This is a genomic window from Devosia sp. A16 (assembly GCF_001402915.1).
In the GTDB taxonomy this organism is placed as follows: domain Bacteria; phylum Pseudomonadota; class Alphaproteobacteria; order Rhizobiales; family Devosiaceae; genus Devosia_A.
Window position 1 is genome coordinate 4,388,723 of the sequence record NZ_CP012945.1, and the last position, 21,338, is coordinate 4,410,060.

Annotated in this window: 21 protein-coding genes; 6 read left to right on the plus strand and 15 right to left on the minus strand. The window is 65.1% G+C overall.

Features of this window, described 5'->3' with window-relative positions; genetic code table 11:
* Nucleotides 1–127: 127 nt before the first annotated feature.
* Entirely contained in the window at nt 128–1,030 is a 903-nt protein-coding gene (locus APS40_RS21045; protein ID WP_055048905.1) for a division plane positioning ATPase MipZ, read from the plus strand.
* Between the two features lie 202 nt (nt 1,031–1,232).
* On the opposite strand, the gene APS40_RS21050 is transcribed toward APS40_RS21045, so the two are convergent.
* Both APS40_RS21050 and APS40_RS21055 read right to left on the minus strand, forming a co-directional pair.
* The gene (locus APS40_RS21050; protein ID WP_055048906.1) at nt 1,233–1,511 is read right to left on the minus strand and encodes a hypothetical protein; all 279 of its coding nucleotides are present in this window, start codon (nt 1,509–1,511) and stop codon (nt 1,233–1,235) included.
* Between the two features lie 97 nt (nt 1,512–1,608).
* Nucleotides 1,609–3,198, minus strand: a complete 1,590-nt coding sequence (locus tag APS40_RS21055) for a D-alanyl-D-alanine carboxypeptidase (protein ID WP_156343032.1) — start codon at nt 3,196–3,198, stop codon at nt 1,609–1,611.
* Nucleotides 3,199–3,553: 355 nt separating this feature from the next.
* On the opposite strand from APS40_RS21055, the gene clpS reads away from it, so the two are divergent.
* From clpS to APS40_RS21070, 3 genes are all read left to right on the plus strand, one after another.
* Entirely contained in the window at nt 3,554–3,952 is a 399-nt protein-coding gene (gene clpS, locus APS40_RS21060) for an ATP-dependent Clp protease adapter ClpS (protein ID WP_082434581.1), read from the plus strand.
* A gap of 10 nt (nt 3,953–3,962) precedes the next feature.
* Nucleotides 3,963–6,338 carry an ATP-dependent Clp protease ATP-binding subunit ClpA gene (gene clpA / locus APS40_RS21065; protein WP_055048908.1) on the plus strand — a complete coding sequence of 792 codons (2,376 nt, stop codon included), beginning with the start codon at nt 3,963–3,965 and terminating at the stop codon, nt 6,336–6,338.
* Between the two features lie 76 nt (nt 6,339–6,414).
* Nucleotides 6,415–7,155 (plus strand): SDR family oxidoreductase, encoded by a 741-nt coding sequence (locus tag APS40_RS21070; protein ID WP_055048909.1) that lies wholly within the window; start codon nt 6,415–6,417, stop codon nt 7,153–7,155.
* Between the two features lie 10 nt (nt 7,156–7,165).
* Here the strand turns inward: APS40_RS21070 and APS40_RS21075 are convergent, their stop codons facing one another.
* The 10 genes from APS40_RS21075 to APS40_RS21120 form a co-directional block, all read right to left on the minus strand.
* Entirely contained in the window at nt 7,166–8,938 is a 1,773-nt protein-coding gene (locus APS40_RS21075) for a SulP family inorganic anion transporter (protein ID WP_055048910.1), read from the minus strand.
* 77 nt (nt 8,939–9,015) lie between these two features.
* A complete protein-coding gene (locus APS40_RS21080) occupies nt 9,016–9,279 on the minus strand; it encodes a helix-turn-helix domain-containing protein (RefSeq protein ID WP_055048911.1) in 264 nt (87 codons plus the stop codon).
* Between the two features lie 113 nt (nt 9,280–9,392).
* Nucleotides 9,393–10,028 carry a YoaK family protein gene (locus tag APS40_RS21085; RefSeq protein WP_055048912.1) on the minus strand — a complete coding sequence of 212 codons (636 nt, stop codon included), beginning with the start codon at nt 10,026–10,028 and terminating at the stop codon, nt 9,393–9,395.
* 1 nt (nt 10,029) lies between these two features.
* Complete coding sequence (locus APS40_RS25045) at nt 10,030–10,452, minus strand: HIT family protein (protein ID WP_055048913.1); 423 nt, start codon at nt 10,450–10,452, stop codon at nt 10,030–10,032.
* The gene (locus APS40_RS21095; protein ID WP_055048914.1) at nt 10,449–11,777 is read right to left on the minus strand and encodes a glycosyltransferase; all 1,329 of its coding nucleotides are present in this window, start codon (nt 11,775–11,777) and stop codon (nt 10,449–10,451) included. The genes APS40_RS25045 and APS40_RS21095 overlap by 4 nt, the downstream gene beginning before the upstream one ends.
* 206 nt (nt 11,778–11,983) lie before the next feature.
* Nucleotides 11,984–13,150, minus strand: coding sequence for a GNAT family N-acetyltransferase (locus APS40_RS21100; protein WP_082434583.1), 1,167 nt, complete (start codon nt 13,148–13,150; stop codon nt 11,984–11,986).
* A complete protein-coding gene (locus APS40_RS21105) occupies nt 13,143–13,904 on the minus strand; it encodes a glycerophosphodiester phosphodiesterase family protein (RefSeq protein ID WP_055048915.1) in 762 nt (253 codons plus the stop codon). The genes APS40_RS21100 and APS40_RS21105 overlap by 8 nt, the downstream gene beginning before the upstream one ends.
* Before the next feature lie 76 nt (nt 13,905–13,980).
* Nucleotides 13,981–14,445 (minus strand): RidA family protein, encoded by a 465-nt coding sequence (locus tag APS40_RS21110; RefSeq protein WP_055048916.1) that lies wholly within the window; start codon nt 14,443–14,445, stop codon nt 13,981–13,983.
* Nucleotides 14,426–15,754: a DNA polymerase IV gene (locus tag APS40_RS21115; protein WP_055048917.1), complete on the minus strand. Its 1,329-nt coding sequence runs from the start codon at nt 15,752–15,754 to the stop codon at nt 14,426–14,428. Before APS40_RS21115 ends, APS40_RS21110 begins: the two co-directional genes overlap by 20 nt.
* A 3-nt stretch (nt 15,755–15,757) precedes the next feature.
* The gene (locus APS40_RS21120; protein ID WP_055048918.1) at nt 15,758–16,030 is read right to left on the minus strand and encodes a DUF3572 family protein; all 273 of its coding nucleotides are present in this window, start codon (nt 16,028–16,030) and stop codon (nt 15,758–15,760) included.
* Nucleotides 16,031–16,127: 97 nt separating this feature from the next.
* Here APS40_RS21120 and APS40_RS21125 point away from each other — a divergent pair, with 97 nt between their 5' ends.
* Both APS40_RS21125 and APS40_RS21130 read left to right on the plus strand, forming a co-directional pair.
* Nucleotides 16,128–16,502 (plus strand): response regulator, encoded by a 375-nt coding sequence (locus APS40_RS21125; RefSeq protein ID WP_055048919.1) that lies wholly within the window; start codon nt 16,128–16,130, stop codon nt 16,500–16,502.
* A gap of 56 nt (nt 16,503–16,558) precedes the next feature.
* Nucleotides 16,559–17,929, plus strand: a complete 1,371-nt coding sequence (locus APS40_RS21130; RefSeq protein ID WP_055048920.1) for a PleD family two-component system response regulator — start codon at nt 16,559–16,561, stop codon at nt 17,927–17,929.
* 377 nt (nt 17,930–18,306) lie between these two features.
* Here the strand turns inward: APS40_RS21130 and rpmG are convergent, their stop codons facing one another.
* The 3 genes from rpmG to rnr all read right to left on the minus strand — a co-directional run bounded on the left by rpmG (nt 18,307) and on the right by rnr (nt 21,335).
* Nucleotides 18,307–18,474 carry a 50S ribosomal protein L33 gene (gene rpmG, locus APS40_RS21135; RefSeq protein WP_055048921.1) on the minus strand — a complete coding sequence of 56 codons (168 nt, stop codon included), beginning with the start codon at nt 18,472–18,474 and terminating at the stop codon, nt 18,307–18,309.
* Between the two features lie 150 nt (nt 18,475–18,624).
* Nucleotides 18,625–19,041: a DUF983 domain-containing protein gene (locus APS40_RS21140; RefSeq protein ID WP_055048922.1), complete on the minus strand. Its 417-nt coding sequence runs from the start codon at nt 19,039–19,041 to the stop codon at nt 18,625–18,627.
* Nucleotides 19,042–19,043: 2 nt separating this feature from the next.
* Complete coding sequence (rnr, locus tag APS40_RS21145; RefSeq protein ID WP_055048923.1) at nt 19,044–21,335, minus strand: ribonuclease R; 2,292 nt, start codon at nt 21,333–21,335, stop codon at nt 19,044–19,046.
* Nucleotides 21,336–21,338: the final 3 nt, after the last annotated feature.

Genomic DNA, 21,338 nt, shown 5'->3' on the forward strand with positions numbered 1-21,338 from the left:
GTCATCGGCGGGTGTTCAAACTCCCCCTTGAACGGGGTGGGGGTCTCATCAATAGTTCGCCCGGGCGAACATATACCGAATCCCGAAAATGCGTCGCTTCGGGGCACTGGAGCGGCAGGGGAGTTTGATGGGCAGGACAGGGACGCATGTCATTGTCGTCGGCAATGAGAAGGGCGGCTCCGGCAAGTCGACCACCGCGTTTCATCTCGCCGTTTTCCTGATGTACCAAGGGTTTCGCGTCGCCTCGATCGACGTCGACAGCCGTCAGCAGACCCTCACCCAATACGTGCGCAACCGCCGCAACTGGGCCCAAGCGCACGACCTGAAGCTGCCGCACGCCACCCATTTCCACCTGCCGCTGTCCAAATCGGACTCGGTCAAGGAGAACCAGCGCGTCGAGTTCGACCTGTTCCGGCAGGCCATCATCGAGGTCGAAGGCGACGCCGATTTCCTGATCGTCGATACGCCCGGCTTCGACACCCATCTGACCCGGCTGGCGCATTCGCTGGCCGATACCCTGGTCACCCCACTCAACGATTCGATCATCGATCTCGACGTGATGGCGCATGTGGACCCGGTGACGGGCGACCCCAGGGAAATGAGCCACTATGCCCGTCTGGTGCAGCGGGCCCGCACCGAACGGCTGTCGATCGATGGCCGCACCATCGACTGGGTGATCGTGCGCAACCGCATCTCGATGCTGCCGTCGCGCTCGACCAAGATCGTCCAGGGCGCCATCGAGAAGATTGCCGTGCGGCTCGGCTGCCGAGTGGCCGACGGCATCGCCGAGCGGGTGATCTTTCGCTCGCTGTTCCCGACCGGCATGACGGTCTTCGATCCCTTGGACGCCGAGATGCTCGGGGGACTCCCCTCGATGTCGCACCTCAGCGCCCGGCAGGAATATCGCGCGCTGGTAGAGGCGTTGAAGCTGCCGGTAAGCGAGCAGGCCAAGGCCCGCATCGAGGGCGAGAAGGCGCTGGCCGCCAGCGCCGTCGAGCCGGCCAGATTCGAGCATATGGCCGGTGAGTGAGAGGCCGAAGACTGGGTCTGTCCCAGCGAGAGTGCATTTGCCTTGGCTATGAACATGCCCACCTACCGGCTGTCATCCCTGCGAAAGCAGGGACCCAACTATCAGCTGGCGCGGTCGGCGAGATGGGTCCCAGCTTTCGCTGGGATGACACCGAGCGTGGGGCGCTGTCGTAGGTTGTGCGCACCGACGCTGTTGGAACTTGCTAACCCCGCCGGGGCAGGGTGACGGTCACTGCGCGGCCGCCTGCTGGCGCGAAGACGTCGAGTTCGATCTCGACATGCGGCATCAGCATGCGGCGGGTGCGGGCGCTGAGTGCCATCACCACGCCGAGCAGGTCGCCGACGCCGCGGCGCTTCAGGCCGGGATTGAACCGCGTCACCATGGCATTGACCGCCTGCCTGCGGACAACGGCATCTTCGGACGCGAGGGCCGACTGCCCCACAAAGCGGGCGAGTTCGGTGAGGCTAGACGTATCGCTCATTTGGGCTACTCCAACACAGGCCACAAATTCGCTTCCCTGAGGCGGCTGCTTTTCGCGACCGGGGCGCTTTCGGCTGAAAGCGACACCGGTCAGTCCATCAGGACTGCATGGCGAGGCAGCTCATCTTGGCTTTCTTCAACTGGTTGCAGACACCGGCCGCATCTTCGCGGTCGCCGAAACCTCCGAACCGGGCGCGGAAGAACACTTGGCCGTTCTTCTCGAACCGTTCGACATAGGCGCGTGCCGTACCAAGGTTCCCGACCTTGGACGAGGCATCGCTGATCAGCGAGTTGGCGCCGCCCTCGGTCGGCGCGGCGCCGATCTGGACGATCCAGCCGCCGCTGACATCCTGCGGCACTTCGGCGACGGCGAGCGCGGCCGGCGGCGCCTGGTTCTCGACCACCTGCGGCGCGGCATCGCCGATGCCACCCGAGGTCATCAGGTCGATCGGCTGGCCTTCTTCGCCGATGCCGACCGGTGGCAGCAGCGGCGCCGACGGCGCGGTCTGGCCGAGCGGGGCAGGGGCCGCGCCGAGCGAGAAGGTGTCGCTGAGCCAGGCGCCGATCACATCGAGGGGGCGCTCCTGCTGCGGAGCGATGCTGGCGATGGTCGGGCGCGAGGCGAGCTTGTTGGCGGCCTGCACGGCTTCATCGAAGCCCAGATCGGCCGGGCGGGCCTCCGGCAGCGGGGCGGCATCGTCGATCGAGGCCACCACGATGTCGTCCGGCTGCTGCGCGGCTTCGGTCGGCTCCAGCTTGGCGGTGACGCTGACAGTGGTGCCGTCGATGCGGAACGACGGGTAGGGAGCCGGCATAACCGGCGCCGGATCGGCGGAGGCCACCATGACGGTGGCGCCCTTGCGGCCCGGCTGCGGGATCATCGCGACGTCGAGATAGCCCCCGGTGCGGCTCTTGGGCAGGTAGGTCTTGACCAGTTCGCGCACTTTGGCGTCGCGCGCACCGCTGGAGTCGAAGCCGAAGCCGGCGACGACGATGTGGTGCCCGTCGGCCCGCGCCGCGGTCAGCAGGTTGAAGCCCGAGGCGTTGGTGTAGCCGGTCTTGATGCCATCCACGCCATTGTTGCCCAGGAGGCGGTTGTGATTGCCGTAGGTGCGCTTGCCGTAAGAGAAGCTGCGGGTCTGGAAGTACTCGTAGTAGTTCGGGAAGTGCTGGTAGACGGCGATGCCGAGGATCGCCTGATCGGCGACGGTGGTGACCTGACCGCTGTCGGGCAGGCCCGAGGCATTGCGATAGGTGGTGTTCGACATGCCCAGTGCCTTGGCGGTCGAGGTCATGCGCTTGGCGAACGCGCTCTCGGAGCCGGAGATGTTCTCGGCGATCACCCGGGCGATGTCGTTGGCCGAAATGGTGACGATCGCCTTGATGGCGTTCTCGACGGTGATGGTCGAGCCGGCTTTCAGGCCGAGCTTGGTGGGGACCGCCTGGGCGGCGTATTTCGACACCGTGAATTTGGTCTTCAAGGTAATGTTACCGGCCTCCAGTTCCTGGAACAGGATGTAGAGGGTCATCACCTTGGTCACCGACGCCGGGTAGCGAGCGGCATTGGCGGAGCTTTCGTAGAGGATTTTGCCGGACTTGGCGTCGACGACAATGCCCGCGAACTTGCGCGGCACACTGGCAGCCTCGACGGCCACGACCATTGGCACGAGCAGTGCGAGGGCCAGCATGAGGGCGGCCACCAGGCGCGAGAAAACCGCGCGGCTTTGGGAAAAATGCTTCTGCGAAAGCACCCGGTACTCCAACTACTATCGGGCGCAAACGCCGCCCGTACTCAACGCCTCGAGAAGCGGTGTCCGGTCCTCCCCAAAATGAGACCAGTCACGTTCCCTGTTACCGTGCACCTTAGGCAGGCGGTCTTACCATTCCGTAAAATGCGATGGATTTCGGGCACTTGGTTAAACGCTTGTGAGCAGGGCCACCTGCTCCAAAGTTTAGGTAGTTCGCCACTTAACAGGCAGCGAGTTTTGCCTACATAATGGCCTCACCATGCTGCTTCGAACCGATCTCCCCCAGACCCGAGCCATGCGTGCAGCCATCGAACTGACGCTCCCGACCATTGGTGCATCCATGATGCCGCCACGGGGTGCCGATGATGACCGCAAGGGCAACGGCGATGGGGGAAGCAAGAACGATACGGCGACCATCACGAAGCCGAAAACCAGGAGCAAGCGGCCCAGCCTTTATCGGGTGCTGCTGCTCAACGATGACTACACTCCGATGGAGTTCGTCGTCCTGGTACTGCAGGATGTGTTCAACAAGACCCGCGAAGAGGCCATGCGCATCATGCTTCACGTCCACAATCAGGGCGTCGGCGAATGTGGCGTGTACCCCTTCGAGGTGGCCGAGACCAAGGTCACCAGGGTGATGGACGCGGCCCGCAAGAACCAGCACCCACTGCAGTGCGTGATGGAAAAGCAATAGGAACCGACATATGCCCTCTTTTTCCCGCGGACTTGAGAAGGCCCTCCATCAGGCGATGAACCTGGCGCGAGAGCGGGCGCATGAGTTCGCAACGCTCGAGCACCTGCTGCTGGCGCTGACCGACGATCGCGACACCATCGCGGTGCTGACCGGCTGCGACGTCGACATCGAAGCGCTGAAATCCGACCTCGAAGACTTCATTAACGAGGAACTCGACAGCCTCGTCGTGCCCAACGGGCAGGATGCGCGGCCGACCGCCGCATTCCAGCGCGTCATCCAGCGCGCCGTCATCCACGTGCAATCGTCCGGTAAGGAAGAGGTTACGGGCGCCAACGTGCTGGTCGCCATCTTCGCCGAACGCGAGAGCCATGCGGCGTACTTCCTCGAGCAGCAGGACATGACGCGGCTCGACGCGGTCAATTTCATCTCGCACGGCATCACCAAGTCGGGGCCAAGCGAAGAGCGCCGCGTGCGCGGCGCCGAAACCCCGGCCGGCAATGGCCAGGGCGAAGAAGGCGAGCGTTCAGGCAATGGCCAGAGCTCGGCCCTTGCCGACTTCTGCGTCAACCTCAACGAGAAGGCGCGCGCCGGCAAGATCGACCCGCTGATCGGTCGCGACAGCGAGCTGCGCCGGACCATCCAGATCCTGTGCCGGCGCTCCAAGAACAACCCGCTCTATGTCGGTGACGCCGGCGTGGGCAAGACCGCCATTGCCGAAGGGCTGGCGCGCAAGATCATCGAAGGCGATGTGCCCGAAGTGCTGCGCGAGGCGGTGATCTATGCGCTCGACATGGGCTCGCTCCTCGCCGGTACGCGCTATCGCGGCGATTTCGAAGAGCGGCTGAAGGCCGTCATGAAGGAGCTCGAGAAGCACCCCGACGCCATTCTGTTCATCGACGAAATCCACACCGTGATCGGCGCCGGCGCCACCTCGGGCGGCGCCCTCGATGCCTCGAACCTGCTGAAGCCGGCTCTGGCCTCGGGCAATATCCGCTGCATTGGCTCGACCACCTACAAGGAGTACCGGCAGTTCTTCGAGAAGGATCGGGCGCTGGTCCGTCGTTTCCAGAAGATCGACGTCGCCGAGCCGACCATTCCCGATGCGATCGAGATCGTGAAGGGACTGCGGCCGTATTTCGAGGACTACCACAAGCTCAAGTACACCGACGACGCGCTGAAGGCCGCCGTCGAGCTGAGCGCGCGCTATATCAATGACCGGAAGCTCCCGGACAAGGCGATCGATGTGATCGACGAGACCGGCGCCAGCCAGATGCTGCTGACCCCCGAGAACCGCAAGCAGACCATCGACGTGGTCGATATCGAGCAGACCATCGCCACGATGGCCCGCATCCCGCCCAAGTCGGTGTCGAAGTCGGACTCCGAGCTGCTCGCCAATCTCGAGAGCAATCTCAAGACCGTGGTGTTCGGCCAGGATCAGGCAATTACCGCACTGTCGTCGGCGATCAAGCTGGCTCGTGCCGGCCTGCGCGAACCGGAAAAGCCGATCGGCTCGTACCTGTTCACGGGCCCGACCGGCGTCGGCAAGACCGAAGTGGCCAAGCAGTTGGCCGATACGCTGGGTGTGGAACTGCTGCGCTTCGACATGTCCGAGTACATGGAGCGGCATACCGTGTCGCGGCTGATCGGCGCCCCTCCGGGCTATGTCGGCTTCGATCAGGGCGGTTTGCTCACCGATGGCGTGGACCAGCATCCGCACTGCGTGGTGTTGCTCGACGAGATAGAAAAGGCCCACCCCGACCTGTTCAACATCTTGTTGCAGGTCATGGACCACGGCAAACTCACCGATCACAACGGCAAGTCGGTCGACTTCCGTAACGTGATCCTGATCATGACTTCCAATGTAGGCGCCATGGAGCTGCAGAAGTCGCCGATCGGCTTCGGTCGCAAGCGCGAACAGGGTGACGACGAGGAAGCGGTGAACCGGATGTTCACGCCGGAGTTCCGCAACCGTCTCGACGCCATCATCTCGTTCGGTCCGTTGCCGCCGCAGGTGGTGCGCCGGGTGGTGGAGAAGTTCGTGCTGCAGCTCGAAGGCCAGCTGGCCGAGCGTGGCGTGACCATCGAGCTCACCCCGGAGGCTGCCGAGTGGCTGGCGGTCCGCGGCTACGACGAGAAGATGGGAGCGCGTCCGCTCGGTCGCGTGATCCAGGAGCACGTCAAGAAGCCGCTGGCCGATCAGGTGCTGTTCGGCGAACTGCAGAACGGCGGCTCGGTCACCGTGGCGGTGGTTGGCGTCGGCACCGAGGCCAAGCTCGAGCTGATCGCGGTTCCGCCGCGGCCGGCCCGTCCCAAAGCCATCGCTGCGCCCAAGCCCAAGAAGACCAGGGCCCCCGCCGCCGACAAGCCGGCGGAAGAGAAAAGCTGAGATCCCATGCAGGGACCTATCGAAGGCCGGGAGCGATCCCGGCCTTTTTTCTTGGCGGGACCATAGGGAGGAATGAATGGGACTTGCGGGCAAGACCATTGCGATCACCGGCGCGGCGCGCGGCCTCGGGGCAGCCCTCGCCATCGTCGCGGCCGATCGCGGCATGATCCCGCTGCTGCTGGGCCGCAACGCCGCGGGTATCGGTGCAGTCGCCGATGCCATCGAGCAGCGGACCGGCAGCCGGCCGGATGCCTTCGTCTGCGACCTTGCCGACCCGCTATCGCTGACCGCGGCGGCAGGCAGGATCGCCACCGTGCACCCTGAGCTCGATATTCTCGTCAATTCGGGCTCGCAATGGGTGGGCGGCGCCTACCAGGCGATGACCGACGCGCAAATCGCTGCGGTGGTTGACTCGACGGTGACCGGCACCATGGCGCTGACGCGCCGCCTGCTGCCGCTGCTGCTGAAACGGCCCGAGGCTGACATCCACACGGTGGTTTCGATGAGCGGGCTACCCTATGCGCCGATGCGCGGCTCATCAGTGCCGTTCGTCGCCGCCAAACACGCCCAGAACGGCTTCGTGCAGGCGCTGACCGAGGAGATGATCGGCACCAGCGTCCGCGTCACTTCGGTCTATCCCGGACATATCGAGGACACGTCGCCGCTCGAGGACAACTGGGAGCACCCCCGCGGGGTCGAGGAGGCGCTGAGCGACAGGGATGTGGTCGAGGCGATCCTGTTCGTCCTGAGCCAGCCACGCAACGTGGCGATCCGCTCGCTGGTGATCGAGCGGGCGCGGACCGAGTTCCTGAGTTAGCCTCGCGGCTTCACCGGTTCGCTCCGGAGGCGCCCTGGGCCGGCGCGGCAGGTTCGGAGGCGCTGCGGCGCGCGATCTCGGCATGCGCCGCGGCGACAGCGCTCTCGATGCTGCGCTCGAACAGCACCGCAGGCGCGCTGATGCCGTGTGCGGCCAGGGAGGCTCGCACCGCCGGGGTGGCGCCGGAAATCAGCAGTACGACCCGATGTCGGGCTGCCTTGCGCGCGATGCCGCCCATGGTGTTGGCGGCGGTCGAGTCGATGAAGGGCACCGCCGAGAAATCGATGATGAAGGCACGGTGCCGGTCTGCGATGCGTTCGAGCACCGCGCCGACGGTGGCCGCAGCGCCGAAGAAGAACGCGCCGGTGATGCGGTAGACCGCGACATCGGGATCGGTGGCGAGAGCGGGATCATAAGGGTGGCGCTCGGGCCGGGCGGCGTCCGCCTGATCCTCGGGAACCGGCGGCACGTGCACCTCTACGCCGGCATGCTGGGCCATGCGGTGGATGAACAGCAGGGCCCCCAGGGCGAAGCCGACGATGATGCCCTCGGTGAGACCGCGGAATACCGTGAGCCCGAAGGTGGCCAACAGCACCACGGCATCGCCGGGAGAGGTTCGCACCAGGGTAGCAAAGGCGTTTTTCTCAGCCATGTTCCAGGCGACGACGACCAGCACGCCGGCGAGCGCGGCGAGCGGGATGAAGCTCGCGAGCGGTGCCGCCACCAGCATGAACAGCACGATGAACACCGAATGGAACATGCCGGCCAGCGGGCTGCGCGCGCCGGAGCGGACATTGGTGGCGGTGCGGGCCACTGTGCCGGTGGCGCAGATGCCACCGAATAGTGCCGAGCCGATATTGGCGATACCCTGCGCGACCAGCTCCATGTTGGAGCGATGCCGGCGGCCGGTCATGCCATCGGCAACCATGGCGGACAACAGCGACTCGATGGCGCCCAGCAGGGCAAAGGCGATCGCATCGGGCAGGACGGCCTGAACCTTGTCCAGCGAGAGGGGCGGCAGCGACGGGCTCGGCAGCGTGCTCGGAATACCGCCGAACCGTGTACCGATGGTCTCGATCGGCAACTGCAGGATTGCACCGACCAGCGATGCGACGATCACGGCGATGAGGATGCCGGGCAGGTGCGGGCGCCAGCGCCTGAGACCGACGATGATGGCGACGGAGAGTGCGGCGATCCCAATCGCCGCCGGGTTGACGGTCCCGATGGCGGCAGCCAGGGCTGCGATCTTGGGGACGATGTCGGCGGGATCGGCCGCCGGCAGCGTCAGACCGAGCAGGTCGTGAACCTGGCCGACGAACAGGATCACCGCGATGCCTGAAATGAAGCCGACTGTCACTGGATAGGGAATGAACTTGATATAGCTGCCGAGCCGGAACGCTCCCATCAACAGCAGGAACACGCCGGCCATGATGGTAGCGAGCAGCAGGCCATCGAGCCCGTGGCGGCCGATGGTGGACGCCACCAGCACGGTGAACGCCGCCGCCGGTCCGCCGATCTGGAACCGGCTGCCGCCCAGTGCCGAGATCAGAAACCCGCCGACCGCCGCCGTGAACAGCCCGCGTTCGGGCGTTGTTCCCGATGCGATGGCAATGGCCATCGACAGGGGCAGCGCGACGATGGCGACGGTAAGTCCGGCCAGGATGTCGGCCCTGAGGTCGCCGAGCCTATATCCCTCGCGCAGGACGGTGATCAGCTTGGGCGTGAACAGCTCGGCCAGGGGCGGTGACGGAGCAGCAGGGGAGGCGGGAGCAGAACTGGCCATCGGATCATTCGCCTTTCGCGAACAAGCGCGGCAATCAGCGGTGGCTAGGGCCGTGATCGCCCAACGACGTCTAGAACTCAGTCGGTTTTTTGCGCGGGTCGTCGGAGGCGTACGCCACGGCCGCCACTGTCGCTGCGGGCGTTATCGCCGATCAGTTCGACTCCGGCCTCGTTGAGCGCCTCGATCACGCGGGTGAGGGTTTCGACGATACCGCGCACCGTACCGTCACTTGCTTCCATGCGCTGGATAGTCGGCAACGACACCCCGGCCATGCCGGCCAGGGTCTTCTGGTCGATGCCGAGCAGAGCGCGGGCGGCCCGCAATTGGGCGGCGGTCATCATCGGTTTGCTAACGCCTGGACGTGCAAGTCTAGCGCAGAAGGCCAACGAACTGATGTTCTGCACATCATTGCTGCCATTTCTAGCAGCTTAGTCCGCTGCCGGGAAGCGCCCGGCTAGCGCGCTGCCCGGATCACGTAAGCGCTGAGGAAGGCGAGATAGATCGCTCCTGGCACCGCCAGGGCGCCCACTTGCCATTGGCCGTAGCAGAACGCCCCGATCGCCGCGCCCAGCAGCAGGGCCAGCCACACCAGCAGATGCTGCAGCCAGCGCAGCGGCGGCGCCTCGCCCCGGACGGCTCGCGCCAGGTCCTGGCCGACGGCAAACAACGTACCGGTAACGAACGTGGCGCCGAGCCGCGCCGCTCCACTCTGCGGCAGTACGGCGTTCTGGGCGCCGGCCGCGGTGGCGAGCGCCAGCATGGCCTGGGCGGCGGAAAAGCCGTTGGCGTGCAGCACCAGCGTCACCATCAGGCCGGCGATGACGATCGCCAGCACGCCGATACGCCCCGCGCCCGGACCGCTGCCACCGACGAGACTGCCGAGGAAGCTGCCGACGACGAACATCACGATCAGGCCGGCAGGGAGCGCCAGGGCCGGGCCGAGGTGGGCAAGGCCTGCGCCGAGCTGCGTGGTGTTGCCGCTCATGAACGAGGTGTAGAAACCGCCCAGCTCGATAAAGCCGACGACGTCGATCATGCCGGCGGCGGCCGTCAGCAGCAGGCCCAGGCTGAGCTGCGAGGTGGGCGTCACGTCAGGCGAGGGCGGCTGCGATGGCCTTGGCCTGCGCGGCGAGCTCGGCGTCATCCGCCTTGCCTTGGCCGTGGCGACCGAGCTCCACCCCCTCGTAGATGGGGATGACGTGGAAGTGCAGATGGAACACCGACTGCCCGGCTGGCGCTTCGTTGAACTGTACGACCCGGATGCCGTCCGGGTTGAGCGCCTTCTGGGCGGCCTTGGCCACCCGCTGGACCTGCGGCATGGTGCGGGCCAGCACGGTGGGGTCGGCATCCAGCAGGTTGCGCGACGCCGCCTTGGGGATGATCAGCACGTGGCCTTTCGACTGCGGGAAGATATCCATCATGACCAGCACATCGGCATCTTCGTAGACCTTGTGGGACGGGATCTCGCCCTTGATGATCTTCGAAAAGATGTTGCTCGGGTCGTAGGCAGTCACGAGGCGGCTCCCATCACTTCGTCGGTATCGTAAAGATTGCCCGGGTAGGTCTCGATCGTCTCTTCGACGATATCGGCGGCGAGCCCGGTCCCATCCTCCAGCACCAGCCGGTCGCGCAGCTCGGCTGCGGCGATCGCGAAAGTCGGATCGGATGACAGTTCTTCCAGCGCCGAGGCGAGGATGCTCGGGGTGAGCTTGCGCAGCCGGACCGGGGCAGGGCCACAGCCCAGCTCGTAGACGCGGCGGCCCCAGTACGGCTGATCGAAGAAGTGCGGGACCACGAAGGTCGGGCGGCCCGCATAGAGCCCGGCATAGGTAGTGCCGGCGCCACCATGGTGCACGAGCGCCTTCATCAGCGGGAACAGCTTGGTGTGGGGCGCCTTGTCGATGGCGTAGACGGTATCGGGCAGGTCTTCGGCCTTGATGCCGCCCCAGCCCTTGCCGACGACGGCGCGGCCGCCCCATTCCCTGAGAGCCTTGGTGATGATCTCGGTATTGCGCTGGGCGCCCCATGGCATCGAGCCGAAGCCCAGGTAGATCGGCGCTTCGCCGGCATCGAGGAATTTCCGGAACGCGGCATCCGGCTCCCAGCCGGTGATGTCGTCGAGACGCCAGAAGCCGGTGACGGTCGTCGTTTCCGGCCAGTCGCCGGGACGCGGCGAGATCACCGGGGAATAGGCATGCAGCGCCGGGATCGGCTCGCCGCGCGCATTCTTGGAAAAGCCTGGGCGCTTGCGGCTCCTCAGCCCCAGCAGCTTGGCGCGCATGCGGTCGCGCGGGAAATCGTAGTAGCTCTGGTGCGCTGCCTGCACCACGTAGCTCAGCCGGTTGAACAGCGGATCGAGGCTTATGCGGTTGAACAGTGGCTCCGGCGGCGGGCCGTCGTAGCCGAAATACGGGAACTCGCCGGTGGGATTGATCGGCTGGAAGGCCGTCATGATTGCAGGGATGTCAAGCGCCTCGGCGACGTCGACGGCGAAGTTGGTGGTCTGATGGAAGATGATGGCGTCGACGTCCTGGGCCGTAGCCCACAGGTGCCGACAGGCCGTCTTCATGATCTTCTGGCCGTCGCGCAGCAGCTTTGGCGCATAGAGCAGCGAGTTCTTCGACATGACGTTGTCGAACTGGCTTTGCCGCATGAAGGCCTGGATGTCGCTGCCGAGCGTTGCGAATTCGACGCCGTGCCCGGTAACGAAGCCCTCGAAATCGTTGGTGGCGCAGAGCACCACCGAGTGCCCGCGCTTCTTCAGCGCCAGCGCCAGCGCGACGAAGGGCTGCACGTCTCCCATCGTACCAATCGCAGCTATGGCGATGCGCTTGTTCATTCGGTCTCCAGGGCCTCGAAGGGAGGCGGCCGTCATATCCATCGAGAGTGTGGTCTGGCTGAGGCGGCAAAGTACCGCGCCAGACCCGCGCCCGTCCAGTGTGGTGCCTTCGAACCACAGTGCCGGCGGGCGCGCAACTCTCCCTGAGGGCATTCAGGAAAAGTTGCAGACTTTTCCGGTTCGAAGGCGCGACAGATCAAAAAACGCTAATGCGGATCCCCATGTCTGAACGGGGTGTAGCGTTCGAGCTGTTCCTGCTCGCGCGCCACCGAGGCGCGCTCCTGCGCGACGAACCGTGCAACCGCGTCGCGCAGGCCCGGGTGGCCGATCCAGTGCACTGACCGGGTGGTGGCGGGCGCATAGCCGCGCGCCAGCTTGTGCTCGCCCTGCGCTCCGGCCTCGACCACCGGCAACTTGTGGGCGATCGCATAATCGATGGCCTGGTAGTAGCAGAGCTCGAAATGCAGGAACGGCACGTTACGGGTGGCGCCCCAATAGCGACCGTAGAGCCGATCGTGGCCGATCATCGAAAAGGTGCCGGCGATCGGCTCCTCCCCGTCATAGGCGAACATCAGCAGCACGCGGTCGGCCATCGCCTCGCCGAGCAGCGAGAAGAAGCGGCGGTTGAGGTAGGGGCGGCCCCATTTACGGCTGCCGGTATCCTGGTAGAACTCGAAGAAGGCGTCCCACACCGCTTCCGTGAGGTCGGCTCCGGTAAGCCAGCGAACCGTCAGTCCGTCTGCTTCGAGGGCTTCGCGGCGCTCGCGACGGGTAACCTTGCGGTGACGCGACGACAGCGTGCCGAGGAAGTCCTCGAAGCTCGAAAACCCGTCATTGTGCCAGTGATACTGAGTATCGTGGCGCACCAGCCAGCCGGAGGCGCGAGCAAGCTCGGCTTCTGCCTCGCTGACGAAGGTGGCGTGCACCGAGGAGATGTTGTTGCGCGTGGCCAGCGTCTCGGCGGTGCGGATCAGGGCAGTGCGGCTGGCGTCGTCATTGGCGAGAAAGCGCGGGCCGGTGACCGGGGTAAACGGCACGGCGCATTGAAGCTTGGGGTAATAGTCCCCACCGGCGCGCTGGAATGCGTCCGCCCAGCCGTGGTCGAAGACATATTCGCCCTGCGAGTGCGATTTGAGGTAGAGCGGCATGGCGCCGACCGGCGTGCCGGCGGCATCGCTCAGCAACAGGTGCTGCGGTTGCCAGCCGGTTCGGTTGGCGGCCGAGCCCGACTGCTCGAGGGCGAGCAGGAACCGGTGATCGAGGAACGGGTTGTCGACCACTCCGTCGTGCGCAGGCGCCAGCCCGTTCCACACCTGCGCGGGGATCTCCGCGATGGAGCTGAGCACATCGGCGCTGAGCGTTCCGTCAGGCACTTGGTGGATCGAACCCCTCGAATACGATCTGGTCGGCCTTGCCGAGCACGGCCAGCGCCGCTGCCGGCGATTTGATGGTCCAGGCGGTCACCGGCATGCCGAACGAGCGGAACAGTCTTACCGCCGGCAGGTCGAGCGACTTGTCCCGGCAGGAGATGAAGTCGAAACGGCTGAGCGGCCAGTGCAGCAGGTGGCGCAGCGCGAACTTGGTGGCGTCGCTGAGCTGCTGATCCCATTCCGGCTCGTCATAGGCATAGGTGACGATGCCGACGGGCATCGTGGCGCCGCGCTTTTTCACCTCGATGATCAGCTTGGGATCGAAGGATTCGAGTGTGACCGGACCGCGATAGCCCTTGAGCGCATCCATCACCGTCTGCGCCAGCACTTCGGTCGCCGCCTGGTTCGGCTGCTGCTTCAGTTCGATCTGCAGCAGCACCCGGCCGCTGACCTGGGCGAGAAACGCATCGAACCGCTGCGGCGTGTCGCCAGCGGCGCTGTCGAGCAGGGTGTAGCTCGAAAGCTCTGCCATGGTCCGCGCTCCGACCGGACCGCTCACGCCGGTCAGGCGATCGAGATCGTCGTCGTGGAAGATCATCGGGATGCCGTCGCGGCTGAGCTGCACATCGCATTCGATGGCATAGCCGGCTTCGATCGCTGCCGCGAAGGCGCTCGCGCTGTTTTCGATGACGCCACGCCCGCGGTCATGCAGACCGCGGTGGGCAATGGGACGGTCGAAGTTGGGTTTGGCGCACATGCTGTCAGGCCGTCATATGGGAGTTAGGGCGCCCGGGCGCTAGCACCCCCGCATGACACTTTCGCGTCGCCCTCGCTCAGTCCTCGACTTCGATGATGCCTTCGACCTCGACCGCCGCGCCAAGCGGCAGAGCAGCCATGCCGACGGCGGAGCGGGCATGCTTGCCCTTGTCGCCCAGCACACCGACGATAAGGTTCGAGGCGCCGTTGGCGACGAGGTGGTGCTCGGCGAATTCCGGGGTAGAGGCGACGAATACGGTGAGCTTCAGCACCCGCTTGACCTTGGAGAGGTCGACGCCCGCGCTGTGGACGATCTGGCTGAGAAAATTGACGGCGGCAAGCTCGGCGGCATTGCCGCCCTGGACGACGTTCATGGTGTCGCCCAGGAGCCCGGTGACCACGCCGTCGGCGCCCGATGAGATCTGTCCCGACACATAGACGATGTTGCCCGTGCGGGTGATCGGCACATAGGTCGCGACCGGCGCTTTCGGCTGCGGCAGCTCGTAGCCGTATTCGCGGAGCTTATCGAGGGGGCTGGTCATCCTGGTTCTCTTCGTCTTTGTCTGCGTTGCGGGCGGCGCGAGCCTTCACCCGGTCATATAGCTTGCCACGGATCACCGCGTCCCGTCCGAAGCGATCGCGTACACGATCAATGGCGCGTTCGGCAGCCGCCCGCCGGGCGATTCCTGGCTCGATCAGGTCGACCGGATCGACCCCGTCCGCCTCCGAGATGCCGCTCACTCCAATGCCGATCAGGCGGAATGCCGTCCCGTCGATCTCGCGAGCGAGAAGCTGCACGCCGGTTTCGTAGAGTACGTTGGCAAGCTGTGTCGGGATCATCAATTGCCGAGCCCGCGTGCGCAAGCGAAAACCTGCCGACTTGAGCTTGAGCGTCACGGTGTCGCCCAGGATCGCCTTGGCCTTGAGCCGCTCCGAAAGGCGCTCGCACAGCGCCAGGAGTTCGGTGGAGAGCTCCTCGAAGGTCCTGAGATCGCTGTTGAAGGTGGTCTCGGCGGAGACGGTCTTCATCTGGTCGTCGGTCGAGATGGCGCGGGCATCCTCGCCGCGTGCCAGTCGGGCCAGTCGGGCGCCGGAATCGCCATATCGGCGCATCAATTGTTCGGGGGGCGTCGCCTGCAACTGTCCGATGGTTTCGAAACCATCCTTGCGCAGTGTCTCGGCGAACACCTTGCCAACGCCGTAGATCAGCGTCACCGGCTGCGGCGCCAGGAAGCCGATGGTCTCGGCTTTGCCGATCACCGCGTAGCCGCGCGGTTTGTCGAGGTCGGAGGCGACCTTGGCGAGGAACTTGTTGTGGCTGAGCCCGATGGAGATGGTGACGCCGATCTCCTGTTCGACGCGTCTCGCGAAGCGGGCGAGCACCACTGCCGGCTTGGCCTTGTGCAGCGCCTCGGTGCCGGTGAGATCGAGGAAGGCCTCGTCGATCGACAGCGGCTCGACGAGTGGAGTCAACTGGTCCATCAGCGTGCGGATCTGGCGGCTCACGACGACATACTTCGCCATGTTGGGCGGAATGATCACCGCATGCGGGCAAAGCTCCTTGGCCCGGAACATCGGCATGGCGGAGCGCACGCCATACTGCCGGGCGATGTAGCAGCAGGTGGAGACGACGCCGCGGACGCCGCCGCCGATGATCAGCGGCTTGTCCACGAGGCTCGGGTCGTCGCGCTTCTCGATCGAGGCGTAGAAGGCGTCGCAGTCGACATGCGCGATGCTCAGTGCGCCGAGCTCTTCATGTGCCTTGATTCTGGGCGATCCGCAGGCGCGGCAGCGGGTCGGGGCCTCGAGGGCCTCCACCGTCGCCGAACAGTCGCGGCAGATCGCCAGCATCGGTCATCCCGCCGGATTGAGCTTGGCCCAGACGCGCATGAAGTCGTCCGGCTTGAAGCCGCCATTGGCGCACAGCGCCAGCAGCAGCGCCTCGTTGGCGGCGAAATAGTCGATCAGCCCGCGATCGAGCCCGTCGCCCCCCACCGCCTGGCGCAGCGCGTCGGGGGAATAGCCGGTCAGGCTCATGAATTCGGCGAGTTGCGCCGGGTTCTCGGCCAGATGGTGGAGGCAGAGATCGCCAAGTGCGCGGGAGGTCAGTTCGAGGGTTTTCGGCAAGGGCAGGGGCTCGGGTGGTAATCGATTGATGTTACCCCGAACTTCGGGCAGAACACGAGGGCCTGCCAGCCCCGTTCAGGGTGGATTTGAGTCCCGTATGCCCAAGACCGTCATGATCGTCGAAGACAATGAGCTCAACATGAAGCTCTTCAACGATCTGCTTGAATCGCGTGGATATTCCATCATCCAGACCCGCAACGGCCTGGAAGCGCTGGATCTTGCGCGCGCCCACCACCCGGATCTGATCCTGATGGACATCCAGTTGCCTGAAGTCTCGGGGCTGGTGGTCACCAAATGGCTCAAGGAAGACGACGAGCTGGCGTCGATTCCGGTCATCGCCGTGACGGCCTTCGCCATGAAGGGCGACGAAGAGCGAATCCTGCAGGGCGGCTGCGAGGGATACATCTCCAAACCCATCTCCGTGCCTCACTTTTTGGAAACCATTGCCCGCTACATTGGACCTGCCGACTAGGCGCTGCCTGGGCTGGCATTCGGGCAGATTTCCTCAAATCGCGGGGCCTGAGGTCTTTGACGGCGCGGGTGCTGATCGTCGACGATATTCCAACCAATGTCCGCCTGCTCGAGGCGCGGCTTTCGGCTGAGTATTTCGACGTCGTTACGGCCGCCTCCGGCAAGGACGCGCTGGCGATCTGCGCCGAGGGCGAGATCGACATCATTCTGCTCGATGTGATGATGCCGGAGATGGATGGCTTCGAGGTGTGTGCGCGGCTCAAGGCCGATCGCCGGACCAGCCATATCCCGGTGCTGATGGTAACCGCACTCGACCAGCCTTCGGATCGGGTGCGCGGCCTCGAGGCCGGCGCCGACGATTTCCTGACCAAGCCGGTGGACGACGTCCAATTGATGGCGCGGGTAAAGAGCCTGGTACGCCTCAAGGCGCTGACCGACGAGTTGCGCGCCCGGGCGCGCACCGGCCAGGAGATCGCCATCGAGGACGCCATGCGCGCGGTGGACTCCATCGACCACGATGATGGCCGGATTCTTCTCGTCGATCCCGATCTTCGGCATGCCGAGCGCATCCGCGGCTACCTCGAGGCACATAACCGGGTCGACGTCCTGGCTAATCCGGCCGACGCCGTGCTGGCGGTGAGCGGCGGCGACTACGAACTGGCGCTCGTCTCGATGGCCATTGGCGATTTCGATCCTTTGCGGGTCTGCTCCCAGATGCGGACGGCCGAGCAGACGCGCACCCTGCCGATCATTCTGATCGCCGAAGAGGACGACCGGCCGCGTGTGGTTCGCGGGCTCGACCTCGGGGTCAACGACTTCATCATGCGGCCGGTCGAACGCAACGAACTGATGGCACGGGTGCGGACCCAGATTCGCCGCCAGCGTTACGCCGTGGAGCTGCGCCAGAGCGTCAACAACACGCTGGCCCTGGCGGTAACCGACGAACTGACCGGCCTCTACAACCGCCGATACTTCGAGCGGCATCTGTCGATCCTCCTGCAGAAAGCGCAGCAGCAGGACCGCGACATGGCTGTGATGCTGATCGACATGGACTACTTCAAGGACGTCAACGACACCCATGGCCACGATACCGGCGATGCCGTGCTGCGGGAGTTCGCCGATCGGCTGCGCCGCAACATCCGCGGCGTCGATCTCGCCTGCCGATTCGGCGGCGAGGAGTTCGTCGTGCTGATGCCCGATACCGACTCACGCCAGGCACAGGGCGTCGCCGAGCGGGTCCGGGGCGCCGTGGCGGAGAAGGGCTTCGACGCCGGCAACGGGCGGCCTTTGTCGGTCACCGTGTCGATCGGCATGGCCCTCAACGAGCACCACGCCGACACCCCGGAACTCCTGCTGAAGCGGGCCGATGTGGCGCTTTACCGGGCCAAACGAGAAGGGCGCAACCGGGTCGTTGTCGACGCCGCCTAGTTGCGAAGTAGCTCGATCACGGAATATTAAGGTTAAGGATTAGTAACGTTGTGGGGCGCCTATTTGCTCCGACGCCGGAAAGGGTTAAGTTGACCCCATAGAAATACGCAGACACTTTCGGTGTCAGCAGTCACCCCTACGGTTCTCCTCAGGTCCGCCGCAACTCCTGGGTCCGTAGGGAGGCTGGTTCGCAGCGGGCAAGAGTGGCCTCTTCGACATGCCGCCGCGGACCAGCCGCTCATTGAACGCCCGTCCCGTATACCGGGGCGGGCGTTTTGCGTTCGTGATGTCGGCCGTCGGCCTCAGGGCTTGTGCCCCATAACGAAAAACCCCGCGCCGGGGCACGGGGTTCTCGAATTCGGCTTGGAAGCGGCAGGTTATTTGATCTTGGCTTCCTTGAACTCGACGTGCTTGCGCACGACCGGGTCGTACTTCTTGAACGAGAGCTTCTCGGTCTGGGTACGCGAGTTCTTCTTGGTGACGTAGTAGAAGCCGGTGTCGGCAGTCGACACGAGCTTGATCTTGAGGGATACGGCTTTGGCCATGGTCGTGTTTCCTTGAAACGGCTTGCCGCGCGCTATCCGCGGGGCTGTGAATTCAACCGGCCAACCGGCCTGTGGAAATTTGGCCGGAACCTACGGATTTTCGGGCCGATGTCAAGCGGCACCGGCAACCCGGACGCCACCGGAGCAGGGTCAGACGTCGCTCTTGGAGGTATCGCCGCGCGTCGGGTCGAAGCCATACATGTAGTTGGCCCATTGCAGCCCGACGACGGCGCCCTTGATCGAGGGCAGCATGACCAGCGGCAGCAGGATTGCCGCCGGGATCATGGTCCAGACGTAGAGCATCGGATCGACCGGCCCGCTCATCTCGGCATGCAGCATCCAGCCGACCAGCACGTGGCCGACGATGAAGATGGCGATATAGGGCGGGAAGTCATCCGCACGCGCCGCGCTCAGCTTTTCGCCGCACTCGCTGCAGGTATCGTTGAGCTTGAGGTAGGAGCGGAACAGTTTGCCCTTGCCGCAGTTCGGGCAACGGCACATCACGCCATTGCCGATTGCCTTCCACAGCGAGCGCTGCTCACGCACAAAACCGATCTCGACCGCCATCGCTATCTCTTCCGTTTGGCGAGCTTGCGATAGGCGCCCGCCTTGCCTCGTTTGCTAGATGGTCCTTTGCGCGCCCGTCCGCCAGATGACGGAACGCCGCGGCTGCCTTCGCTCAGCAGCTCGAAGCGCAGTGCCCCGGCAACTGGGGCAACCTCGAGCAGCCGGACGCTCACATCGTCGCCGATGCGGAACGTCTCGCCGGTCCGGTCGCCCACCATAGCCTGCATCTCCTCGACGAAGCGATAGTAATCCTGCCCCAGCGTGGAGGCCGGAATAAACCCGTCGGCGCCGGTATCCTTGAGGCGCACGAACAGGCCCGAGCGGGTGACGCCCGAGATGCGGCCTTCGAACCTGGCGTTGATATGCGCGGCAAGGAACTGCGCCAGCAGCCGGTCGATGGTCTCTCGTTCGGCCAGCATGGCGCGGCGTTCGGTCGACGAGATGTGCTGGGCGATCCCCGGCAGCTTGACGATCTCGCTGTCGGTCAGTCCGTCCTTGCCCAGCTCCAGCGCGCTGATCAGCGCCCGGTGCACGATCAGGTCGGCATAGCGGCGGATCGGCGAGGTGAAGTGGGCATAGCGCTCGAGATTGAGGCCGAAATGGCCATAGTTCTCGGCGGCGTACTCGGCCTGCGCCTGGGTGCGCAGGATGATTTCCGAGACCTGCTGGATCTTGCCGTCGGTGCGGGCCTTGTCGAGGATGCGGTTGAAATCCGATGGTCGTACCGCGTCCGATTTCGGCGCCGGCAGCTGGAGCGAACTCAGGAAGTCGCGCAGCGCCACCAGCTTCTCCTGGCTCGGGGTGTCGTGCACCCGATAGAGCAGGGCGCTCTTGTGCTTCTCCAGCGTCTCGGCGGCCGCGACATTGGCCGCGATCATCATCTCCTCGATCAGCCGGTGCGCGTCGAGCCGTTCCGGCACCTTGACGTCAACGACCATGCCGGCCTTGTCGAGGATGATCTTGCGTTCGGGCAGGTCGAGATCGAGCGGGCCGCGATTGTCGCGAGCCTTGGCCATGGCGCCGTAGGCAGCCCATAGCGGCCGGAGGATCGTGTCGAGGATCGGCCCGGTCTTGTCGTCTGGCCGGCCGTCGATCGCCGCCTGGGCCTGCTGGTAGCTGAGCTTGGCGGCGGAGCGGAACAGCACGCGATGAAAACTGTGCGAGCGCTTCCTGCCGTTCTGGTCGAACACCATGCGCACCGCCAGCGACGGCCGGTTCTCTCCCTCACGCAGCGAGCAGAGGTCGTTCGAAATGCGTTCGGGCAGCATCGGCACGACGCGGTCGGGGAAATAGACCGAGTTGCCGCGGATATAGGCCTCGCGATCGAGCGCCGTCCCCGGGCGGACATAGGCCGCGACGTCGGCGATCGCCACGTAGACGATATGGCCACCGGGATTTTTGGGGTCGGTATCGGGCTCGGCATAGACCGCGTCGTCGTGGTCCTTGGCGTCGACCGGGTCGATGGTGACCAGCGGAATGTGGCGCCAGTCCTCGCGGCCCTTGATCGTGGTTTCCTTCGCCTCCTCGGCTTCCTTGGTCACCGAAGCGGGGAAACGGTAGGGAATCTCGAGGTTGTGAATAGCGATCATCGAGACCGCCCCTTCGGACTTCGGATTGCCGATGACGTTGCTGACTTTGGCCTTGGGGATCATCAGCCGGCCGGTCAGCTTGACTTCGACCTCGACCAGGTCGCCGTCGTGGGCATTGCCCAGATCGCCGCCGTCGATGCGCATTTCCTTCTGCTTGCGGTCGACCGGGATCAGCCGCGCGCCGTCCTCGTCCAGGCGGACGATGCCGATCTGGCCGCGACGCGGCTTGTCGAGGATTTTCATCGCCCGCGCGGTATAGTTCGGCAGCTCGCCATCGCCGGCGCTGATGCGCGCCAGGATCCTGTCGCCCGGCGCGGGCGCCACGCGGGCATCCTTGGCTTGCCTGACCATGACGCGTGGACGCGCCCCTTCCTCGTCGTTCCATTGTGCGGGAAAGGCGTGGAGGTTGTCGGGATCGGCGTCGGTCGGGATGTCGAGGACGGTCACCGCCGACAGGGCGGCGGTCGGCCGGATCTGCTTGCGGGTCCGGGCGATGAAGCCCTCGCCCTCCATCTGCTTGAGCAGCACCTTGAACGGGGTGCGCATGTCGCCGTGAATGCCGAAATGGCGCGCCAGGTCGCGCTTGCCATCGAGGGTCGGCTGCTGTGCCATCGCTTCGAGGATGGCTTCGCGCGAGGGGAGCGTGCCCACGGCAAACTGCCGCGGGCTCTTGGGAGTAGTCTTGGGTTTTGGCGCTTTCGCCATTGT